We start from the raw sequence: 18,822 nt of genomic DNA on the forward strand, positions 1-18,822 counted from the left end.
CCTAGAGGCTGAGATATTAAATCAGTATACTAATACGCTTAAATCACAGGAGCGTGCATTGACCGCATTACCAAGACTGATCCCAGCAGACACTTTACGTCCAGATACCAAAGCATATTTGGTGGCATTGCGCGATAGCGAGTTTACTGGTGATATCGAAATAAGCCATGCTAGCAGAATGGCAGTTGCAACTGATAACTCAATTTATCAAAGTATTCCTCAGGCAGTTGTCTTTCCTAAAAACGTAAAAGATTTATCGCTTATCGCTGAAGTTGGTAATGCTTTCAAAGAAGTAAGTTTTAGCGCGCGGGGCGGCGGTACCGGAACGAACGGTCAGTCATTGACCCCTGGTGTGGTCATTGACACGTCTAAATATATGCGTGAGATCCTCGAGCTTAACTTGGATGAGCAGTGGGTAAAAGTGCAGTGTGGCGTTATCAAAGATGTGCTAAATGATTATTTAAGGCCTCACGGCTATTTCTTTTCCCCCGATTTATCAACCAGCAACAGAGCCACCATTGGCGGTATGATCAACACCGATGCGTCGGGTCAAGGCTCTTTGGTTTACGGTAAAACGAGCGACCACGTTTTAGCGCTAACATCTATCACGGCCAGTGGTGAAATACTGCAAACGCAGGCCATCAGCGTAGAAGCTGCAAAAACAATTGCCGCTGAACAAAGCGATTACGCAAACATCATGCAGCAGGTGCTCGCAACCTGTATAGGCAAACGTCAAGCAATTTTAGACAAATTCCCTCGCTTAAATCGCTTTTTAACGGGCTATGATTTAGAGCACGCCTATGATGAAGATAATGATTCAATTGATGTCAGTCGCTTACTCGCAGGCTCCGAAGGCTCTTTAGCATTTATCGCTGAAGCGAAGTTAAACATTACAAAAATTCCTAAACATACCGCTTTAGTCAACATTAAATATAACAACTTTGAATCTGCCCTGCGACATGCTCCTTCAATGATTGCAGCAAATGCTACTTCAGTGGAAACCGTTGATAGCCGTATTTTGGACTTGGCGCGAACCGACATTGTATGGCATAGCGTATCTGAGCTAATTAAAGACGTACCTAACAAAGCCATGGCTGGACTCAACATGGTTGAATACAACAGCGATGATCAAAGTGATATTACGCAGAAAATTCAGGTTTTAAGCGAGCGGCTTGATGCTGAAATTATAAACAATAAGTCGGGCGTTATTGGTTATCAGATAAGCTATGATAGGAGCGATATACAAAAAGTATATGGCATGCGAAAAAAAGCCGTTGGCTTATTGGGTAAAACGAAAGGTAACAAAAAGCCCATCGCGTTTGCCGAAGATACCGCAGTACCGCCAGAAAAACTCGCTGACTTCATTATGGAGTTTCGCGCTTTATTAGATAGTCACGGACTGCAATATGGTATGTTTGGCCATGTTGATGCAGGTGTGCTGCACGTTCGTCCCGCTCTAGATTTATATGATGTAGAGCAAGAAAAACTCGTAAAAACAATATCCGATCAAGTGGTTGCGTTGGTTGCTAAGTATGGCGGCTTGATGTGGGGAGAGCATGGCAAAGGGTATCGGAGCGAATATGCGCCAGCTTTTTTCGGTGAAGGCTTGTTCGATGAGATATGCAAAATAAAGGCAGCCTTCGACCCACATAACAAAATGAATCCGGGTAAAATATGTGTGCCATATAATTCGGATGCTCAATTGGTAAAAGTAGACGCTGTTAAGCGGGTTACTTTTGACCGCCAAATTCCAGTGCAGTTTAGAGAATCATTTGCACCGGCAATGAGTTGCAATGGCAATGGACTCTGTTTTAACTATGACACAAGTTCGCCCATGTGTCCCTCTAGTAAAATCACACGAGACCGCCGTCATAGCCCTAAAGGGCGGGCAGGGCTTATTCGCGAGTGGCTGTTTCAGCTTCAGCGCCACGGCGTTTCCCCGCAGGAGCTCACGCATAAGACCTTTGCCAAACTTAACTGGTTTGCACGTGCAAAACCGAGTGAGCAGGAAGGTGATTTTTCGCACGAAGTATTTGAGGCGATGAACGGCTGTTTGGCGTGCAAGTCTTGCACGAACCAGTGCCCAGTAAATGTAGATGTGCCTGATTTTCGATCGAAGTTTTTGTCGATTTATTACACGCGATATGCGAGGCCTCTAAAAGACTATTTTGTTGCCAATGTTGAGCGCTTAGCACCCTTGCTAGCCCGCATTCCGCGGATCGCTAATGTGTTTTTAAATAACCGCTTGGTGAGATACGTGCTTAAGCATTGGATCGGTTACGTCGATGCGCCTCTGCTGTCATATCCAGCACTTTCAAAGCGTATTAGTGCCCTAAACAGTGAGTTCGATTTTAAGGCCCTGCAGCGCCTCACTCAAGAGCAAAAGCAGAATTATGTTTTGGTGGTCCAAGATCCGTTTACTAGTTTTTATGATGCTGACGCAGTCGATAAGACGCTACACTTTGTGCAGGCCTTAGGATATACGCCGGTGTTATTGCCATTTGCGCCAAATGGTAAACCGCAGCATGTAAAAGGCTTTTTAGATGAGTTTGAAAAAACAGCTCGCTCCAGCTCTGGCTTTTTAAATAAGGTAAGCTCCCTTAATATCCCCTTAATTGGTGTGGATGCATCTTTAGTGCTTTGCTATCGTGATGAATATCGTAAAATATTGGGCGATGAGCGCGGCGACTTTAGCGTGAGCACCTTAACCGAGTGGCTAAAAACATTACCGCCGCATAACTTTGAGAATATGCGCGCCAGAAACGATGAACCGTATTATTTGTTTGCGCACTGTACAGAGAAAACCGCTCTGCCAAGCTCTGAAAAAGATTGGCAGAATATATTCTCAGGCTTAGGCTTGCGCTTAGAAATCGTTCCGGTCGGATGCTGCGGCATGGCCGGCACTTACGGACATGAAACGGAGCATTTAGAGCATTCAATTGGCATTTACGACCTTAGCTGGCGAGAAAAAATCAATGCGTATTCCAACTCACATATTTTGGCTACAGGCTACTCATGTCGCAGCCAAGTTAAGCGCTTAGTCGAATTTAGACCACGTCATCCTATTGAAGTCTTAGCTGAGCACGCTACAAAAAACCACAACTGACAATAACGGAACAGATATGACAGAAATTACAGATCCACAGGCCTTATCAGCTTGGGTAAGAGAACAGTTTCAGCGTGCCAACAAGCACCTTGCTGAAAAGGGAATTTTGTTTGAATCGGTAGTGACTGAAGAAAGCCGCTATTTGGCCCCATATGCTGCGGTTTGGCAGATTCGTAGCCATGACAAAAAATCTTACTGGGTGGTGAGCGGTGACTTGCCAGCAGACGCAGTTCCATTAGAAGCTGCAGCGACAGCAAGAGAAGCGATGAAACGGTTTTCGTACTCCTGGCAAATGCAGGCTGAAAATATAGAGCGCAGTAAAACTAACGATCAGGCTCAAATAGATTTTGCAAAGTTATTAAAAAATAAAGCGGATATGTTATACAAACTAGCGACGGATAAAAAAATATGGCAAGACCCAGTTTAAGCGATTGCTGCTTTTAACCTTATTGGTCTTGCCATGATTGCACTATTCATCACTTAAAAGTTTAGAAGCGATGACTTGAAAACGCGATGACTTGGCTTTACGAGCGATGATGGTAAGCTCAGTCGGCGCGATCAAGGGCTGTATTTCTAATGGAGCGATGTCTAAATGCTGTTTGGTTTTTATATCCAAAATAGCAGTGATATCTTCCTTGCTCAGTGCCAATGTCACGTTATTTGCCGACACCGGCTCTAGTGCATTTGCCTGACCGAAAACACCAGCGATTAATACCGCGGTTAGTAAAGATTTCATGAATTTCTCCTAATTAAATTAATGTAATGTTTGTTGCTATTTGTTATCAGAAGGTTAAAAGTTATTTACAAGTTAAGCGTATGAATTAACTTACTTTTATTTAACTTCTTGGTTGTATATTACGGCTAGTTTGAGTAAAAGATAAGCTATATTAATTGCATATTCGCATTACTTAAACTAATGTATATCGAGATATATTAACGTATGAGAACCCATGCCTAAACGATTGCCTCCGCTAAACGCTCTTAAAGCCTTCGAATCTGCCGCTCGCCATCTTAGTTTTACTAAGGCTGCTGATGAGTTGTTCGTAACTCAAGCTGCAGTCAGCCATCAGATAAAATCTCTTGAAGGTTATTTATCCACAAAATTATTTCATCGTAAAAATCGTTCGCTGTTATTGACCGAGGAAGGGCAGGCTTACTTTCAAGATTTACGAGATATCTTTTCTCAGGTGCAAGAAGCCACCGACCGCTTATTATCGATGGGAGCGAAAGGTGCGATAACTATTGCCACGCCTCCTAGCTTTGCCAGTCAGTGGCTTGTTCCCAAAATTTATCAGTTTTCTGCTTTGCACACCGACATCGACGTGCGTATCAAAGCAGTCGATTTAGATGAAGGTTTTTTGGATGACTCAGTTGATATCGCTGTATATTACGGACGAGGCTCATGGCAGGGCTTACACGCGACCAAAATGTTAGCAGAATACCTGACGCCAATGTGTTCACCTTTATTGCTGCAAAGGGGCAAACCCTTACTGACATTAGACGACCTTAAGCATCACACTTTGCTACATGACAATACTCGGGGCGCATGGAAAAATTGGCTTCAGGCATTTTCTGTAAAAGACGTGAATGTTAATCAAGGTCCGATTTTTAGTCATACTATGCTGGTATTGCAGGCTGCTGCTATAGGTCAAGGCATTGCGCTGTCGGATACCGTATTGGCTAAACCAGATATTGATAGTGGCAGAATTGTATGCCCGTTTTCAGAAAGAATTGAAAGTAAACTCAGTTATTATTTAGTGTGCAAAGAATCACAGGCAGATAAAGGAAAAATTAAAGTATTCAGAGACTGGATGCTGACCCAAGTTGAAAAAACAGGTGAGTAAACCTATGGAAGTGACCAGATCAGTTCAAATTGCGCTTGTATCAGGAATTATATTTTGTCTACTCAGTGTGGCTATTGGCGCCTTCGCTGCACACGGTTTGAAGTCTTTACTAAATGAGCATCAATTGGGCATTTTTGAAACCGCCGCTAAATATCAGATGTATCATGGCTTAGCCTTAATTATGGTTGGATTATTTGGCATGCTTAGCGCAAGCAAACTCCAATTTGTCAATGTTGGGTTTGTGGGTGGCGTGTTGTGTTTCAGCGGTAGTCTGTATTTGCTGGCTTTACTTGAATTGCGCTGGTTAGCTTTTATCACGCCAGTAGGCGGCGTTTTGTTAATGCTCGGATGGTCAGCCTTTTTGTTTCAAGCCTTATCTTTTTTTAAGTCATTAAAAACTGAGAGCAAGCTATGACTGCTGAGTTTTTGCTATATTGCCGCAGTGGCTACGAAGCTGACTTGCTGGCAGAGATTGATCACAAGTTGAGCATAAACAAGCAATTTGGCTACGGACGCTTTGTCAAAGACTGCGGCTTTATACGGTATTGCATCACGCCTTCTTCTCATCAACATGCTGCTGCTAGTATGCAAGGTCAATACAAGCTGATGTTGACCCTCGATGATCTGATTTTTGCCCGACAAAAAACACTCATCATAGCCAATATTTCGTTTCCCGATTTACAGGACCGGGTTGCTGACGTTATTGCTAAAGTAGAACATGTCTTAGAGGCCAGGAGTTTAGCTTACCAGCAGTTCGGAGATATTCGCGTGGAATACCCCGACACCGAGGATGGCAAACAAATGGCCAAGTTCACCAAAAAATTCACAGTGCCATTGCGCTCAGCGATGCGTAAAGTAAAGTTGCTCACTAAAGTTGAAAACACGGCTTTGCCTTATTTACATATATTTTTTGAGCAAGGAGACGCCTGCATACTGAGCGTTTCTTATCCCAAAGATCGAAGCGAGCAATTGCTTGGTGTAAAACGTTTAAAATTCCCGCCTGATGCACCATCACGCTCAACCTTAAAGCTTGAAGAGGCAATTAGCCAATTTTGTAATAAACACCAGCAAACTAAATTGTTTGTGCCGTCGATGAGCGCTGTTGATTTGGGAGCCTGCCCAGGTGGATGGACTTATCAACTTGTGATCAGGGGGATGCAGGTCGAGGCAGTTGATAATGGTGCAATGGATGACAAGCTAATGGCTAGCGGCTTAGTGACTTACTCAGCGGCGGATGGATTTACCTATAAGCCTAAAGACGGCCATGTTGACTGGTTAGTGTGCGACATGATTGAACAGCCCGATAAGGTTGCTCAGCTTATGATTGCTTGGTTGCAAAAGGGTTGGGCGAATGCGGCGATATTTAACTTGAAATTACCCATGAAAAAACGCTACCTCACCTTACAAACGATTGTAGATGAATTCAATCATTGTCTGCATAATGAAGAGCAGCCGATGTATATGCGCGCAAAGCACCTTTATCACAATCGAGATGAAGTCACATTTATGATTGTAAAGAACAGTCAAATGCAGGCCGAATTGATTTTATAGTCATAATATTTTTGGCCAAATTTACACACAGTCTAGCCTTATTATGAAAATAACGTTGAAAGAGGTGTAATTACTGCTGAATAATCTATATAATTCGCCGCAAATTTTTCTCAAACCTATGAAGTGGAAATATGTCAGACTTATCACATTACAGAAATATAGGTATTTTTGCTCACGTTGATGCGGGCAAGACCACCACGACCGAACGAATCCTAAAACTTACCGGAAAGATCCATAAAACCGGTGAAGTACATGACGGCGAATCAACCACCGACTTCATGGAGCAAGAAGCTGAGCGCGGAATTACTATTCAGTCTGCAGCGGTAACCTGTTTTTGGAAAGGACATCGTTTCAACGTTATCGATACCCCAGGACACGTTGACTTTACAGTTGAAGTTTATCGCTCGTTAAAAGTACTAGACGGCGGCGTGGGTGTGTTTTGTGGTTCTGGTGGTGTAGAGCCGCAGTCTGAAACAAACTGGCGCTACGCGAACGATTCAGAAGTGTCTCGTATCATTTTCGTAAACAAGCTTGATCGCATGGGCGCTGATTTTTATCGAGTGGTTAAGCAAGTTAAAACGGTATTGGGTGCTAACCCACTTATCATGGTCTTGCCAATCGGCGTAGAAGATGAGTTTTGCGGTGTAGTTGATCTACTCGAACAAAAAGCATACATCTGGGATGACACAGGTCTTCCAGAAAACTATACAATTACTGACATCCCTGCTGACATGGTAGAAAAAGCTGCGGAATACCGTGAAATGCTGATTGAAACTGCTGTTGAGCAAGATGACGACGTGATGATGGCATACATGGACGGTGAAGAGCCGTCTATCGAAGACCTCAAACGTTGTATCCGCAACGGTACTCGGAAATTAGACTTCTTCCCAACCTATTGCGGTTCTGCGTTTAAAAACAAAGGTGTTCAAAACGTACTTGACGCAGTTGTTGATTACTTGCCCAGCCCAACAGAAGTTGAGCCGCAAGATTTGTGCGATCCTGAAACAGGTGAGCCTACTGGCGAAAAAGCCATTGTTACTGTTGACGAACCTTTCCGCGCATTAGCGTTTAAAATAATGGATGACCGTTTTGGCGCTCTGACCTTTATCAGAATTTACTCGGGTAAATTGAATAAAGGTGACAGTATCTTAAACTCTTTCACTGGCAAAACTGAACGTGTTGGCCGCATGGTTGAGATGAACGCAGATGACCGTACCGAGTTGAGTAGCGCGCAAGCAGGCGATATCATTGCTATCGTAGGCATGAAAAACGTGAAGACCGGTCACACTCTTTGTGATCCTAAGCACGAATGTACACTTGAACCAATGATTTTCCCAGAGCCGGTAATCTCTATCGCAGTTGCACCTAAAGATAAAGGTTCAACTGAGAAAATGGGTATCGCAATTGGTAAGATGGTTGCAGAAGATCCTACTTTCCAAGTCGAAACAGACGAAGACTCTGGCGAAACCATCCTTAAAGGTATGGGTGAGCTTCACTTAGACATCAAAGTAGATATCTTGAAGCGTACCTATGGTGTTGATTTACAGGTAGGTCAGCCTCAGGTTGCTTACCGTGAAACCATCACCAAACCAATTGAAGATTCTTACACGCATAAGAAGCAATCTGGTGGTTCGGGTCAGTTTGGTAAAATTGACTATAGAATTCGTCCTGGAGAGCCAAATTCAGGCTTTACGTTTAAGTCAGTAGTTGTTGGTGGTAACGTTCCTAAAGAATTTTTCCCAGCAATTGAAAAAGGCTTTAAAGGCATGATGGATGCGGGCGTACTGGCTGGATTCCCTGTGTTAGACGTAGAAGTTGAGTTATATGACGGTGGCTTCCACGCAGTCGATTCATCAGCCATAGCATTTGAAATTGCAGCAAAAGGCGCATTCCGTCAGTCAATTCCAAAAGCAGGCCCACAGCTTATCGAACCTATTATGAAAGTTGATGTGTTTACACCAGATGACCATGTAGGTGACGTTATCGGTGACTTAAACCGTCGTCGTGGCATGATCAAAGACCAAGAAGCTGGCGCTACAGGCGTTCGTGTTAAAGCTGACGTACCGCTTTCTGAAATGTTTGGTTATATCGGCTCACTTCGCACAATGACGTCTGGCCGCGGTCAGTTCTCAATGGAATTCTCACACTACACGCCTTGTCCTAACAACGTGTCTGAGAAAGTTATTGAAGAAGTTAAAGCACGTAAAGCAGAGAAAAAATAAGCGAATGGCAGTCTGATTGACTGTAGTTTGTTAAGAAATAAAAAGCCGGTACAATGCAGTATCGGCTTTTTTTATTCAATATGTGAGTTAATAAATGTAAAAAGCTTTACACCCTGAAATCATCAATGCTACGACGTTTTTTTAAAGCTGCTCTTGATTAAAAAGAGTAAGCGTTCATATTCTGCCTTGGGGATATTTCTGTCTCCATACTCTGCGCCATAGTAGCGATTAATGAATACTCCAATTTGCTTGCTCTGCTTGTCGGTTAAATGAGGAGATAAGCGCGCTATGAATTGTTTTAAGGTTTCGTGTTGCTGTTTCTCCCAACCATATCTGTTTAATAAGGCTAATAGCTTTGCAGACGCAGAATAGTGTTTGCGCTGAAACCATGTTTTGTAGGGTAAAAATAATACGCCAATAAATAAGGCGATTGCCGCTAACGCGCTAAACATAAAGGTCGTCATATTTTTAGCGTTAAATTCGCCAAACCATTGTTTAATTAAATCTCGCTGGGAGTCTTGGTCGAATCGTAGAACAGATTGCGTCCATTGATGATCAATCAATACCAAAAAGTCGTGTAATTGCCTAACTAAAGGGACATCGTTAAACTCAGATAAGTTAAATGGTCTTTGCACCATGTCGCCTTCTTCTTCATCAAGGGAAGACAATAAACCGTTCATTAAGCGGTTTGGCGCCACTATTGCGGTGGGGTCAATGCGCGTCCAGCCTTCATTTTCTATCCAGTATTCTACCCATGCGTGAGCATCATATTGTCTAACTGTCAGAATATTTTTATTTTGTAATTCGCCGCCCTGATAGCCAGTCACTAGTCGAGCTGGAACCTTTGCCAAACGCAGCATATAGGCCAAAGATGACGCATAATGAGAGCAAAAGCCTCGCTGGTAATCAAATAGAAATTGGTCTATCGGACTGTTCTGCATAAGGGGCGGGCGAAGGGTATATGCAAAATCACTATCATAAAAGAGCTGTAAAATCGCTTTGAGCTTTTCGCGCTCTGATGCAGAGGCCGGCACCTTATTTGCAACAAATTCCTGAGTTCTGGGGTTGCCTTGTCTGGGTAATTGCAGGTTGCGCTGACGTTCATATTCAGTCATGAAATGATTGAGCGGGGTATCTAAATAAGAGTTTACGATATACAAACTGGGTTTACTGTTTTCCGTTTGTGTAAATAACTGATAGGACTGATTTCGGTAAATGGCCCGATCACTCATGACCTCTTCAACGATCGGAAAATCGAGTGAATACTGCCAGCGCAAATCGTTGGGTTCGGCAATAATCAAATAACGAGTCGCTTCACCAACCGGCTCAATAAATACCGTGTCTTCCGTGTTTGATAGCTCTTCACCCATTGTCCAGCTAGCACCATTGAATGAATCAAATACCAGCGCCCGCCAGTAGCGCTCTTGGGCTTCTGGGATCCTGCCAGTAAATTCTGCACGGAATGCTAAATCGCCCGACTGTGCAAGATTTGCAATATCGCCTGGTGACAGTGTTTCCGACAGGCCGGTACTCGAAGATTTATTTGCAGGCGCTTCCCAAAGTGGTGGAAGTCGCGGCACCATCAGAAATAACAAGATGGTGATTGGAATAGTTTGCAAAATCAATTTGGTAGATTGTTTTATACCTGAAGACGTAGAAAGCTTGCCTTTGTTGAGCATATACACACTGGCTAAACTTGCAAATAGCACACTTGTGTAAAACACCGTGAAGAGTAAGTCTTGATGATAGATAAACCCACATGCCACCAAAAATATAATCACTACGATGATCAAGTGGAAGTCGGCAAATGAACGCATGGTGATAAGCTTTAAGCAACCTGCGACCACTAATAAATTAATCATTGTGGCTAACAAGCCATATTGACCGGAAAAAAAGACCAATAAAAGCATGCAAAACACAGCAAGCAGATTTAAGGTTACATTATTAAGGGGCTTAATTTTTCTAACAACTTTTGCCCATACCACACCCAGTGCGCATACAAATAATATCCAAACCCAAGGCATCATGGTCGAAGATAAGGGTAATACCGATAGCGCAAAACATGCGCTGATCATTGAGCCTGGTATTTTTAGCTGAGCCTGATTGAGTTTACGCATCATTTTGGCGTCGATCCATTTGATGGGCTTGACCAAATGTTGCAAGCTGAAATAAACAGTTTTGTAAGTGCGCATATCCGGTCTGCGGCAAAATTTTTGTGGCGCCTAAATCAACACCAAAAACGACTTGCTCTTGAGAGAGATGTTGAATCTGATAGCTCATAATGCGCAAGCCATTTTCTAAATCACCTTGAATATAGTCACTTAACTTTAACCAGCCGCTAATCCCGGCATTTTCTGAAAAGTCTTTGGTGAGCATTCCTTGGCCCTTTGCCATATGTTTCCATGAAACGTGATGAATAGGATCGGTAGCCACAAAGTTTCGAATCCCCTGCAAATTATCCGACTGCAGTTTGATAGTGGTTTGCGCAAGTGTATTTTCATTATTTTTATTAGAGGGATGCAGCTTTATAGGTGCCTTGATGGCTATTGGATAGACTAATATTCGATGTTGAGGCTGCAAGTAACTCCAGCATCTAAACAAGCCAAAGCCGAAGTAACACTCTACCTTAATTCGAGCGCACATATGCAAACCACGAGTCATTGGCGGTAAATTTAAACTTAGATGAGTGCTTTCATATTCTTTTTCTAATGAGTATTGCAGTTGGCGGCCCATTGATGAGAGTAAAAACTCACCAGCAGGATATTGCTGCGTGCTTAGTAGCTGACACTTGAGGGTGATATCTCGGTTCTCAAATTCCGGTTCAAACGGACTGAAAGATAGCTCATGCTGGGTAAAGTACTGATAACTATGAAATAACGAGAGTAACAGCAGCGCAGAGAAGAAATAGCTCATGCTCAAGACAATGTTGTTTTGGTAATTAGTGCCTAAAATAAATAGAAACAGCACTATTGCAACCATCGCCCACCCAAAGCTTGAGGGTAATATGAAGGTGTTGGTCAGATTAAATCGGCTCTTGTTCTGAGCAGGAATACGTTTATCTAGCCAGTGATTTCTGCGCGTTAACCAATTCCGTCTAAACGACTGCAATATATCCTTCATCAGGCGGCCAAGGGGTCGACCTGCTGCAGGAGGTGTTCGCTATAAGATGACGCAGTATGTGCTAGGGAATGGCCTTTTAAGCGATGCTCACACACACCGCTAAGCACAAACTGCACGTCTTCAGGAGTCACAAAATCTCGGCGATGTATAAATGCAGCGGCTTTTGCTGTGTTTAATAACGATTTGGCCGCACGGGGTGACAAAGGATTAGGAAAATCGCTGGATTGGCGAGTGTGATTGACCAAATTTAGCACATAATGAATTACAGCATCACTGACCTTCACATTATCGACCAATGCTTGTAGCTCTTGCAGTGCATTGAAATCGATAATCGTTTTAAGTTGACTAGCCTGCGTCTCGTTTAACAGCATTGCTTTTTCTGACTGATAATCAGGGAAACCTAAGGATAACTGCATGTTAAAACGGTCGAGCTGAGATTCAGGAAGAGGGTGGGTGCCTGATTGGTTAAGTGGATTTTGAGTCGCAATCACAAAAAATGGGCTAGGTAAATCGCGTGTGACACCATCGATGGTCACTTGACGTTCAGCCATGGCTTCGAGTAATGCGCTTTGTGTCTTCGGACTGGCGCGATTGATTTCATCAGCTAATATGACTTGATTGAAAATCGGCCCAGGGTGAAAACTAAATTTGCTGTTTGATTGCTCATAAATATTAATGCCCAGCATGTCAGCAGGCAGTAAATCAGAGGTAAATTGAATACGTGCAAATTCCAAACCAAGCACCTGCGCAAGTGATTGTGATAATGTGGTTTTGCCCATACCCGGAAGGTCTTCAAGCAACAAATGGCCACGTGCTAATAGGCAAATCAACGACAGCTCAATTTGCGACTCTTTGCCTCTTATGACTTGGCTTATATGTTCTATACAGCTTTTGATATCTGTTCGCATGGCACTCGACTTTTATTGTTAGGCAGATAGAGTAATGTATTTATCGGCGCAAAGGCTTATTGATTTAGATACATCAGTATGTTCTTAGGTAAAAAAATTCATTACACTGTAATTTGCAAACCTCTTTTACTTCTTACATCTAAAAAGGACTAAGCATGGCCAATCATCCGCTGGCGGGACAAACGCCGCAGCCGTCACAACTGATCAACGTAGCGAAATTAACCGCGGACTACTACGCACTGCAACCCGATGTCAGTATTCCTGAGCAAGCGGTGACATTTGGTACCTCAGGACATCGGGGTAGCTCAAGCTTATGTTCATTTAATGATAGTCACATTGCCGCAATTTGTCAGGCGCTCGCTGAATATCGTTTGGCGAACAAGATTACTGGACCGATATTTGTCGGTAAAGATACTCATGCACTGTCTGAGCCTGCGCTGATCACCGCCATTGAAGTACTTGTGGCAAATGATGTAGAGGTAGTCATTCAGCAAAATAACGAATTTACGCCCACGCCGGTTATTTCACAGCGGATCATCCGACACAATCGCGGTCGGAAAAGCCACCTAGCCGACGGTGTAGTAATAACGCCTTCGCATAATCCGCCCAGCGACGGCGGCTTTAAATACAACCAGACGCATGGTGGGCCAGCTGACAGCGGAACCACTGGTGCTATCCAGCGTCGAGCCAACGATATCATCATGCAAGGTAGTCAGGCGGTAAAGCGTATGACTTTTTCTCTTGCTATGCAGGCAGACAATTTGCATGAACAAGATTTTGCGCAAGATTATATTGAAGCTCTAGCGGATGTCGTTGACATGCAGGCGATTGCCGACTCAAAGCTAAGGTTAGGTACGGACCCTTTAGGTGGCTCGGGTGTTGAGTATTGGGACAAAATTGCGCAAAGATATAATGTGGATATTACCGTGGTAAATCCGCAGGTTGACCAGCGTTTTGCATTTATGCGCTGTGATCGAGACGGTAAAATCCGTATGGACTGTTCATCCGCATATGCCATGTCAGGGCTTATTGAGCTCAAAGATAAGTTTGATGTTGCGTTTGGGAACGACCCCGATTTTGACCGACACGGCATCGTGTGTAAATCATCAGGCTTGATGAACCCGAATCATTATTTAGCCGTGGCGATTGACTACTTATATCAACATCGACCCCATTGGCACGCTTCTCAAGCAATTGGAAAAACTTTGGTATCTAGCAGTATGATTGACCGAGTTGCTCACAAGCTTGGGCGGAATTTACTTGAGATGCCGGTTGGGTTTAAATGGTTTGTAGAAGGTCTGTGCGAAGGTCAAATTGCCTTCGCAGGTGAGGAATCAGCGGGCGGAATATTCTTACAGCGAGATGGCAAGACTTGGGCGACGGACAAAGACGGCTTTATTATGAGTCTATTGGCCGCAGAAATTACGGCGGTTAGCGGCAAAGATCCAGGAGAGCATTATAAAGACTTGACCAAAACATTTGGTGAGCCAAAGTATACGCGCATTGATGTACCCGCAAGCTTGGAACAAAAAACCACACTCTCAAATTTAAGTGCCAGTGATATTCGTGCCGATACAATGGCGGGAGAAGAGATAACCCTCATTCAAACGAATGCTCCGGGCAATAATGCTGCTATCGGAGGTGTTAAAGTGAGTACCGAAAACGGATGGTTTGCTGCTCGCCCATCGGGCACAGAGAACGTGTATAAAATTTATGCAGAGTCGTTTAAAGGTGATAGCCATCTTCAACAAGTCATCAAAGATGCCGAGTCCCTTGTGGCTAGCGTGCTCAAAAAGTGACATTTGTTATTATTGTGTATTAATATAGTAAAAATAATGTTGCAATATTACATTAAATTCGTTTTTAAGTAATTTATTCGGCATAAATTTACATTTATATAACAAAGTAAGAGATTTATTAGGCTTTTTACGATAGTTTTGCTACCTTTATTGTAATAAAATTTCAGTGACGGCAGATTTAATTAGGTGTATCTGCAGTCCATTTATTCATTTCAATAGAGAGAGCAAAATGACTACCGCTAAAAAGTCAGGAAATACGCAAATTAAAAAGCGTTCTGCTGGGTCTTTAAAGACGCCACATAACAAGGTTACCGAACTTCCTTCACTAGATTTATCTAAAAAAGCCTTCAAAGAAGCCGTGGTTCGTCATCTTCATAGCACGCTCGGGACTGACGAGAACAAGGCAAATAACCACGCCTGGTTTAAAGCAATTAGCGCCGCTATCCAGGAATTGGTGCTTGAGCGCTTAAGAACGACACAGAAGAACCACTACCTGAACGACACACGAGCTGTACACTATTTTTCTGCTGAATTTTTGATGGGCAGACTGTTGTCCAACAATATGCACAATTTTGGATTGTTCGAAACAGCAGATTCTGCGCTTCAGGAGCTAGGTGTTAGCTTGGCAGATGTGTTAGAAGAAGAGCCGGATATGGCGCTTGGTAATGGCGGTTTAGGGCGTTTAGCTGCATGCTTTATTGATTCTTTGGCGACGATGGAATATCCAGCGATTGGTTATGGCATACATTACGAGCACGGTTTGTTTCGACAAGAGATTAAAAACGGTGCTCAAATCGAACGCCCTGACAGCTGGCGTGATTATGGGAATCCTTGGGAGATATGCCGTCCTGAATCCATCCAAGAAATATCACTATATGGCTATGTTGAAACAAAATATGGTAAAAAAGGTCAAATCCAGAAGGAATGGCACCCCGGCGCAATCGTCAAAGGCCTGCCTTGGGATATTCCAGTCGTGGGCTATGGTGGCAAAACCGTAAATGTATTGAGACTTTGGGAAAGCCAAGCGTCAAGTTATTTTAACTGGGACGTATTTAATGCTGGCGGTTATGTTGATGCTCAACGAGAAAATGTCGAATCCGAAACGATCTCTAAAGTGCTGTATCCAAACGACGAAACGGAAGCTGGCAAGGAACTGAGACTCATTCAGCAATACTTTTTCAGCGCCTGCTCTCTAAAAGATATCATACGCCGTTATAAGCGCGCTCATGGAGATAATTGGTCACGCTTTACAGAGCAAGTGGTTATTCAGCTAAACGATACACACCCCGCGATTGCGATCCCAGAGTTAATGCGTATTTTAGTTGACAGAGCAGAGCTCGATTGGGATAGCGCATGGGCAATTTGTCAAAATACCTTTGCCTATACCAATCACACCTTGTTGCCGGAAGCCTTAGAAAAATGGCCAGCGCGAATGATCGAAAAAATATTGCCTCGTCATTTAGAAATTATCTATGAGATAAATCATCGCTTTATGGCATTGGTTGAGAAAAAATGGCCGGGTGATAACGCAATGAAGGCTAAGCTTTCGATCATCGAAGAGAGCAATGAAAAAATGGTGCGCATGGGTAATCTGAGCGTAATTGCAGCTTTTGCCGTTAATGGTGTGGCAGAAATTCACTCTCGCTTGGTAAAACAAGACCTATTTCCGGAGTTTGACCAACTGTATCCTGGTAAGTTGACGAACGTGACTAACGGAATCACACCCAGACGCTGGTTGAAAGCTTGTAACCCTCTGTTGTCGGATTTAATTTCAAAAAAAATCGGGAATGATTGGCCGCTGCATTTAAGTAAGTTGGATGACCTATCTGAGTTTGCCGATAACAAAACCTTCCAAAATTCATTCATGCGAGTTAAACAGAAAAATAAAGACGCGCTAGCAAAAGAGATAAAACAACTGACCGGAATATCGGTAGATACCAAAGCTATTTTCGATATTCAAATCAAACGACTGCATGAGTACAAACGTCAGCACCTTAACTTACTCCATATATTGGCGCTGTATCGTCGCTTACTTGAAAATCCTGATTATGACATTCATCCAAGAGTGTTTATCTTCGGGGCAAAAGCCGCGCCGGGCTACGCGTTAGCTAAAACGATTATTTATGCAATTAATAAAGTAGCCGAAAAAATCAATGCCGACAATCGCGTCAATCAAAAGCTGAAAGTAGTCTTTTTGCCAAACTATCGCGTGTCACTCGCTGAAAAAATGATACCTGCGGCCGATGTATCGCAGCAAATATCCACTGCGGGCAAAGAAGCTTCGGGTACCGGCAATATGAAATTGGCATTAAATGGCGCGGTCACAATCGGTACGCTAGATGGCGCGAATATAGAAATTGCCGAGGAAGTGGGTGATGACAATATCTTTATTTTTGGTAAAACGGTTGAAGAGGTTAACGAACTTGTCAGCACCGGTTATAACCCCTATGACTATTATTACAAAAACAAAGAAATCAAAGCGGTATTAGACTGGTTAGACAGTGATTATTTTACGCCAGGACAACCTGGTGAATTATCCTCGCTAAAACAGAGCATGCTCGATGGTGGCGACCCCTACCTAGTATTAGCTGATTTTGAATCATACAGTGAAGCCAATATAAGGCTTGATGAGGCTTATAAAGACAAAGCACGCTGGGCAAAAATGGCCATTTTAAACACTGCAAAGATGGGCAAGTTTACTTCTGACCGTTCTATTCAAGATTATGTCAATAAGATTTGGAAACTCGATAAGTGCAGCGTGATCTAAGCATTTACGCTCTTGCCCCTATCTTTAGTATAAAAACCAGCTTTTTGCTGGTTTTTTTGTAAAGAAATTGCGTTGCAGAACGATATATAGTTTAACGTAGCGCTCTGTGCATAGCACATCGATTTTTCGGCGACACTTTTTAAGGCGCCCATTCAGCTTATGACCCTAGAACAGCATCAGCACATAAATAACATTCCTAACCGATATCACTTTATTGAGATCGTCGAAGATATTGCGCGCACAGAAGAACGCTTCAGTTTAATGCTCCTTGACGTGATGCGATTTTCTGATGTATCAGCCGCATTCGATCATAAATCCGGCGATCTGGTGCTGCTGCAAATTGCCAATCAAATCTGTCGCATTTTTGATGATGCCACCGCGATTGGACGTTTAAGTGGCGACATATTTGGAGTAGTGTTTGTAGATGCATTCACCCCCGATTCCATGCGGGCAAAGAACGAACGCCTTATTTCTCACTTTAAAGCTCCGTTGATGGTTAACGATACCGCGTTTATCGCTGACTTTAATGTTGGTGCCGCTATTCGTAAAAACAAAGCTACTGATTCGAACACGGTTATTTCGTTGGCTGAAAATGCCTTGAAAAAATCAAAAGCAAATCGTCACGTAAATTTTTCAGTGTTAACTGACGACAGTCAAGAAGTCACTGGTAAAGGTTTAGCGTTAAAAGCTGACCTTAAACGAGCGCTAAACAGTGAAGAGCTTGAGTTATACTTTCAACCTAAGGTTGACCTAAACACTTATGAAATTATTGGTGGCGAATGTCTATTGCGCTGGAATCACCCATTAGACGGCGTTGTGTTTCCAGGTACATTACTACAAGCGGCTGAATCTTATAACATGATGAACGAACTTGGATACTGGACCTTAGAAAGCGCGTTTAAGGCAACCGCCGCTATTATCTCCCAAGGTTTCAGCATACCGATCTCTGTCAACATTTCACCTACTCAGCTTTACGATCCAAATATGTTGCCAAAAATCTGCAAACTTCTTGAAAAGTATGGTGTAACACCAGAAATGATAGAGATAGAATTAACCGAAGACGTCGCACTGAGCAACTCACTGTTAGTAAAGCGCCAGCTTGACGAGCTTAAGAAATTAGGCGTTGCTATTTCAATGGATGACTTTGGTAAAGGCTATTCAAACTTGAGTTTTATTCGGGATTTAGAACTGTCAGCCATCAAAATCGACAAAACATTTGTTTTAGAATTAGAACAGTCGCCGGTGAATATTGCTATTGTCAGAGCAACCAAAACTATTTCAGACGCGAAGGGTTGTGAAACATACGCTGAGGGTATTGAGAACCCTCAGCAGCTTGCTTTATTAAAATCAATGGGTATTACAAAGGGTCAAGGCTTTTTGTTTTCGCAAGCGGTTCCCTTGACACAGTTTGTTGATTTACTAAAAGAAAATAAATTTTCTGAAATAGTCAATGGTTCTGCTCGAAATGCAGGGTAGGGCTTGATACCATCTGCTCGGTTTAATTT

General features: G+C 43.0%; 13 protein-coding genes. 9 read left to right on the forward strand and 4 right to left on the reverse strand.

Translation table 11 applies throughout. The features are described 5' to 3' along the window. Nucleotides 1-58 precede the first annotated feature (58 nt). Both AB9H30_RS09965 and AB9H30_RS09970 read left to right on the forward strand, forming a co-directional pair. A complete protein-coding gene (locus AB9H30_RS09965) occupies nucleotides 59-3,106 on the forward strand; it encodes an FAD-binding and (Fe-S)-binding domain-containing protein (protein WP_371194521.1) in 3,048 nt (1,015 codons plus the stop codon). A 16-nt stretch (nucleotides 3,107-3,122) separates the two neighbouring features. After that, a complete protein-coding gene (locus tag AB9H30_RS09970; protein WP_371194522.1) occupies nucleotides 3,123-3,533 on the forward strand; it encodes a DUF4826 family protein in 411 nt (136 codons plus the stop codon). Nucleotides 3,534-3,575: 42 nt separating this feature from the next. On the opposite strand, the gene AB9H30_RS09975 is transcribed toward AB9H30_RS09970, so the two are convergent. Next, nucleotides 3,576-3,842: a hypothetical protein gene (locus AB9H30_RS09975; RefSeq protein WP_371194523.1), complete on the reverse strand. Its 267-nt coding sequence runs from the start codon at nucleotides 3,840-3,842 to the stop codon at nucleotides 3,576-3,578. Between the two features lie 214 nt (nucleotides 3,843-4,056). Between AB9H30_RS09975 and AB9H30_RS09980 the strand changes: the two genes are divergently transcribed. The 4 genes from AB9H30_RS09980 to fusA all read left to right on the forward strand — a co-directional run bounded on the left by AB9H30_RS09980 (nucleotide 4,057) and on the right by fusA (nucleotide 8,723). Then, nucleotides 4,057-4,950: a transcriptional regulator GcvA gene (locus tag AB9H30_RS09980; protein ID WP_371194524.1), complete on the forward strand. Its 894-nt coding sequence runs from the start codon at nucleotides 4,057-4,059 to the stop codon at nucleotides 4,948-4,950. Between the two features lie 4 nt (nucleotides 4,951-4,954). Next, nucleotides 4,955-5,365, forward strand: a complete 411-nt coding sequence (locus AB9H30_RS09985; RefSeq protein WP_371194525.1) for a DUF423 domain-containing protein — start codon at nucleotides 4,955-4,957, stop codon at nucleotides 5,363-5,365. Then, nucleotides 5,362-6,501: a 23S rRNA (cytidine(2498)-2'-O)-methyltransferase RlmM gene (rlmM, locus tag AB9H30_RS09990; protein ID WP_371194526.1), complete on the forward strand. Its 1,140-nt coding sequence runs from the start codon at nucleotides 5,362-5,364 to the stop codon at nucleotides 6,499-6,501. Before AB9H30_RS09985 ends, rlmM begins: the two co-directional genes overlap by 4 nt. Before the next feature lie 131 nt (nucleotides 6,502-6,632). Then, nucleotides 6,633-8,723, forward strand: a complete 2,091-nt coding sequence (gene fusA / locus AB9H30_RS09995) for an elongation factor G (RefSeq protein WP_371194527.1) — start codon at nucleotides 6,633-6,635, stop codon at nucleotides 8,721-8,723. Nucleotides 8,724-8,851: 128 nt separating this feature from the next. On the opposite strand, the gene AB9H30_RS10000 is transcribed toward fusA, so the two are convergent. From AB9H30_RS10000 to AB9H30_RS10010, 3 genes are read right to left on the reverse strand one after another with little or no spacing between them, the layout of a single operon-like run. Further along, on the reverse strand, nucleotides 8,852-10,843 hold the full coding sequence (locus AB9H30_RS10000; protein WP_371194528.1) for a DUF3488 and DUF4129 domain-containing transglutaminase family protein: 1,992 nt from the start codon (nucleotides 10,841-10,843) through the stop codon (nucleotides 8,852-8,854). Continuing rightward, the gene (locus AB9H30_RS10005; RefSeq protein WP_371194529.1) at nucleotides 10,833-11,843 is read right to left on the reverse strand and encodes a DUF58 domain-containing protein; all 1,011 of its coding nucleotides are present in this window, start codon (nucleotides 11,841-11,843) and stop codon (nucleotides 10,833-10,835) included. The genes AB9H30_RS10000 and AB9H30_RS10005 overlap by 11 nt, the downstream gene beginning before the upstream one ends. Then, nucleotides 11,843-12,751 (reverse strand): AAA family ATPase, encoded by a 909-nt coding sequence (locus AB9H30_RS10010; protein ID WP_371194530.1) that lies wholly within the window; start codon nucleotides 12,749-12,751, stop codon nucleotides 11,843-11,845. Before AB9H30_RS10010 ends, AB9H30_RS10005 begins: the two co-directional genes overlap by 1 nt. Before the next feature lie 155 nt (nucleotides 12,752-12,906). Here AB9H30_RS10010 and pgm point away from each other — a divergent pair, with 155 nt between their 5' ends. From pgm to AB9H30_RS10025, 3 genes are all read left to right on the forward strand, one after another. Beyond that, on the forward strand, nucleotides 12,907-14,550 hold the full coding sequence (pgm, locus tag AB9H30_RS10015; protein ID WP_371194531.1) for a phosphoglucomutase (alpha-D-glucose-1,6-bisphosphate-dependent): 1,644 nt from the start codon (nucleotides 12,907-12,909) through the stop codon (nucleotides 14,548-14,550). A 229-nt stretch (nucleotides 14,551-14,779) separates the two neighbouring features. Then, nucleotides 14,780-17,317 carry a glycogen/starch/alpha-glucan phosphorylase gene (locus AB9H30_RS10020; protein ID WP_371194532.1) on the forward strand — a complete coding sequence of 846 codons (2,538 nt, stop codon included), beginning with the start codon at nucleotides 14,780-14,782 and terminating at the stop codon, nucleotides 17,315-17,317. A gap of 159 nt (nucleotides 17,318-17,476) precedes the next feature. Beyond that, nucleotides 17,477-18,793, forward strand: coding sequence for a putative bifunctional diguanylate cyclase/phosphodiesterase (locus AB9H30_RS10025; RefSeq protein ID WP_371194533.1), 1,317 nt, complete (start codon nucleotides 17,477-17,479; stop codon nucleotides 18,791-18,793). The last annotated feature ends 29 nt before the right edge of the window (nucleotides 18,794-18,822 follow it).

It is taken from the genome of Glaciecola sp. SC05 (genome assembly GCF_041380235.1).
Lineage (GTDB): Bacteria > Pseudomonadota > Gammaproteobacteria > Enterobacterales > Alteromonadaceae > Glaciecola.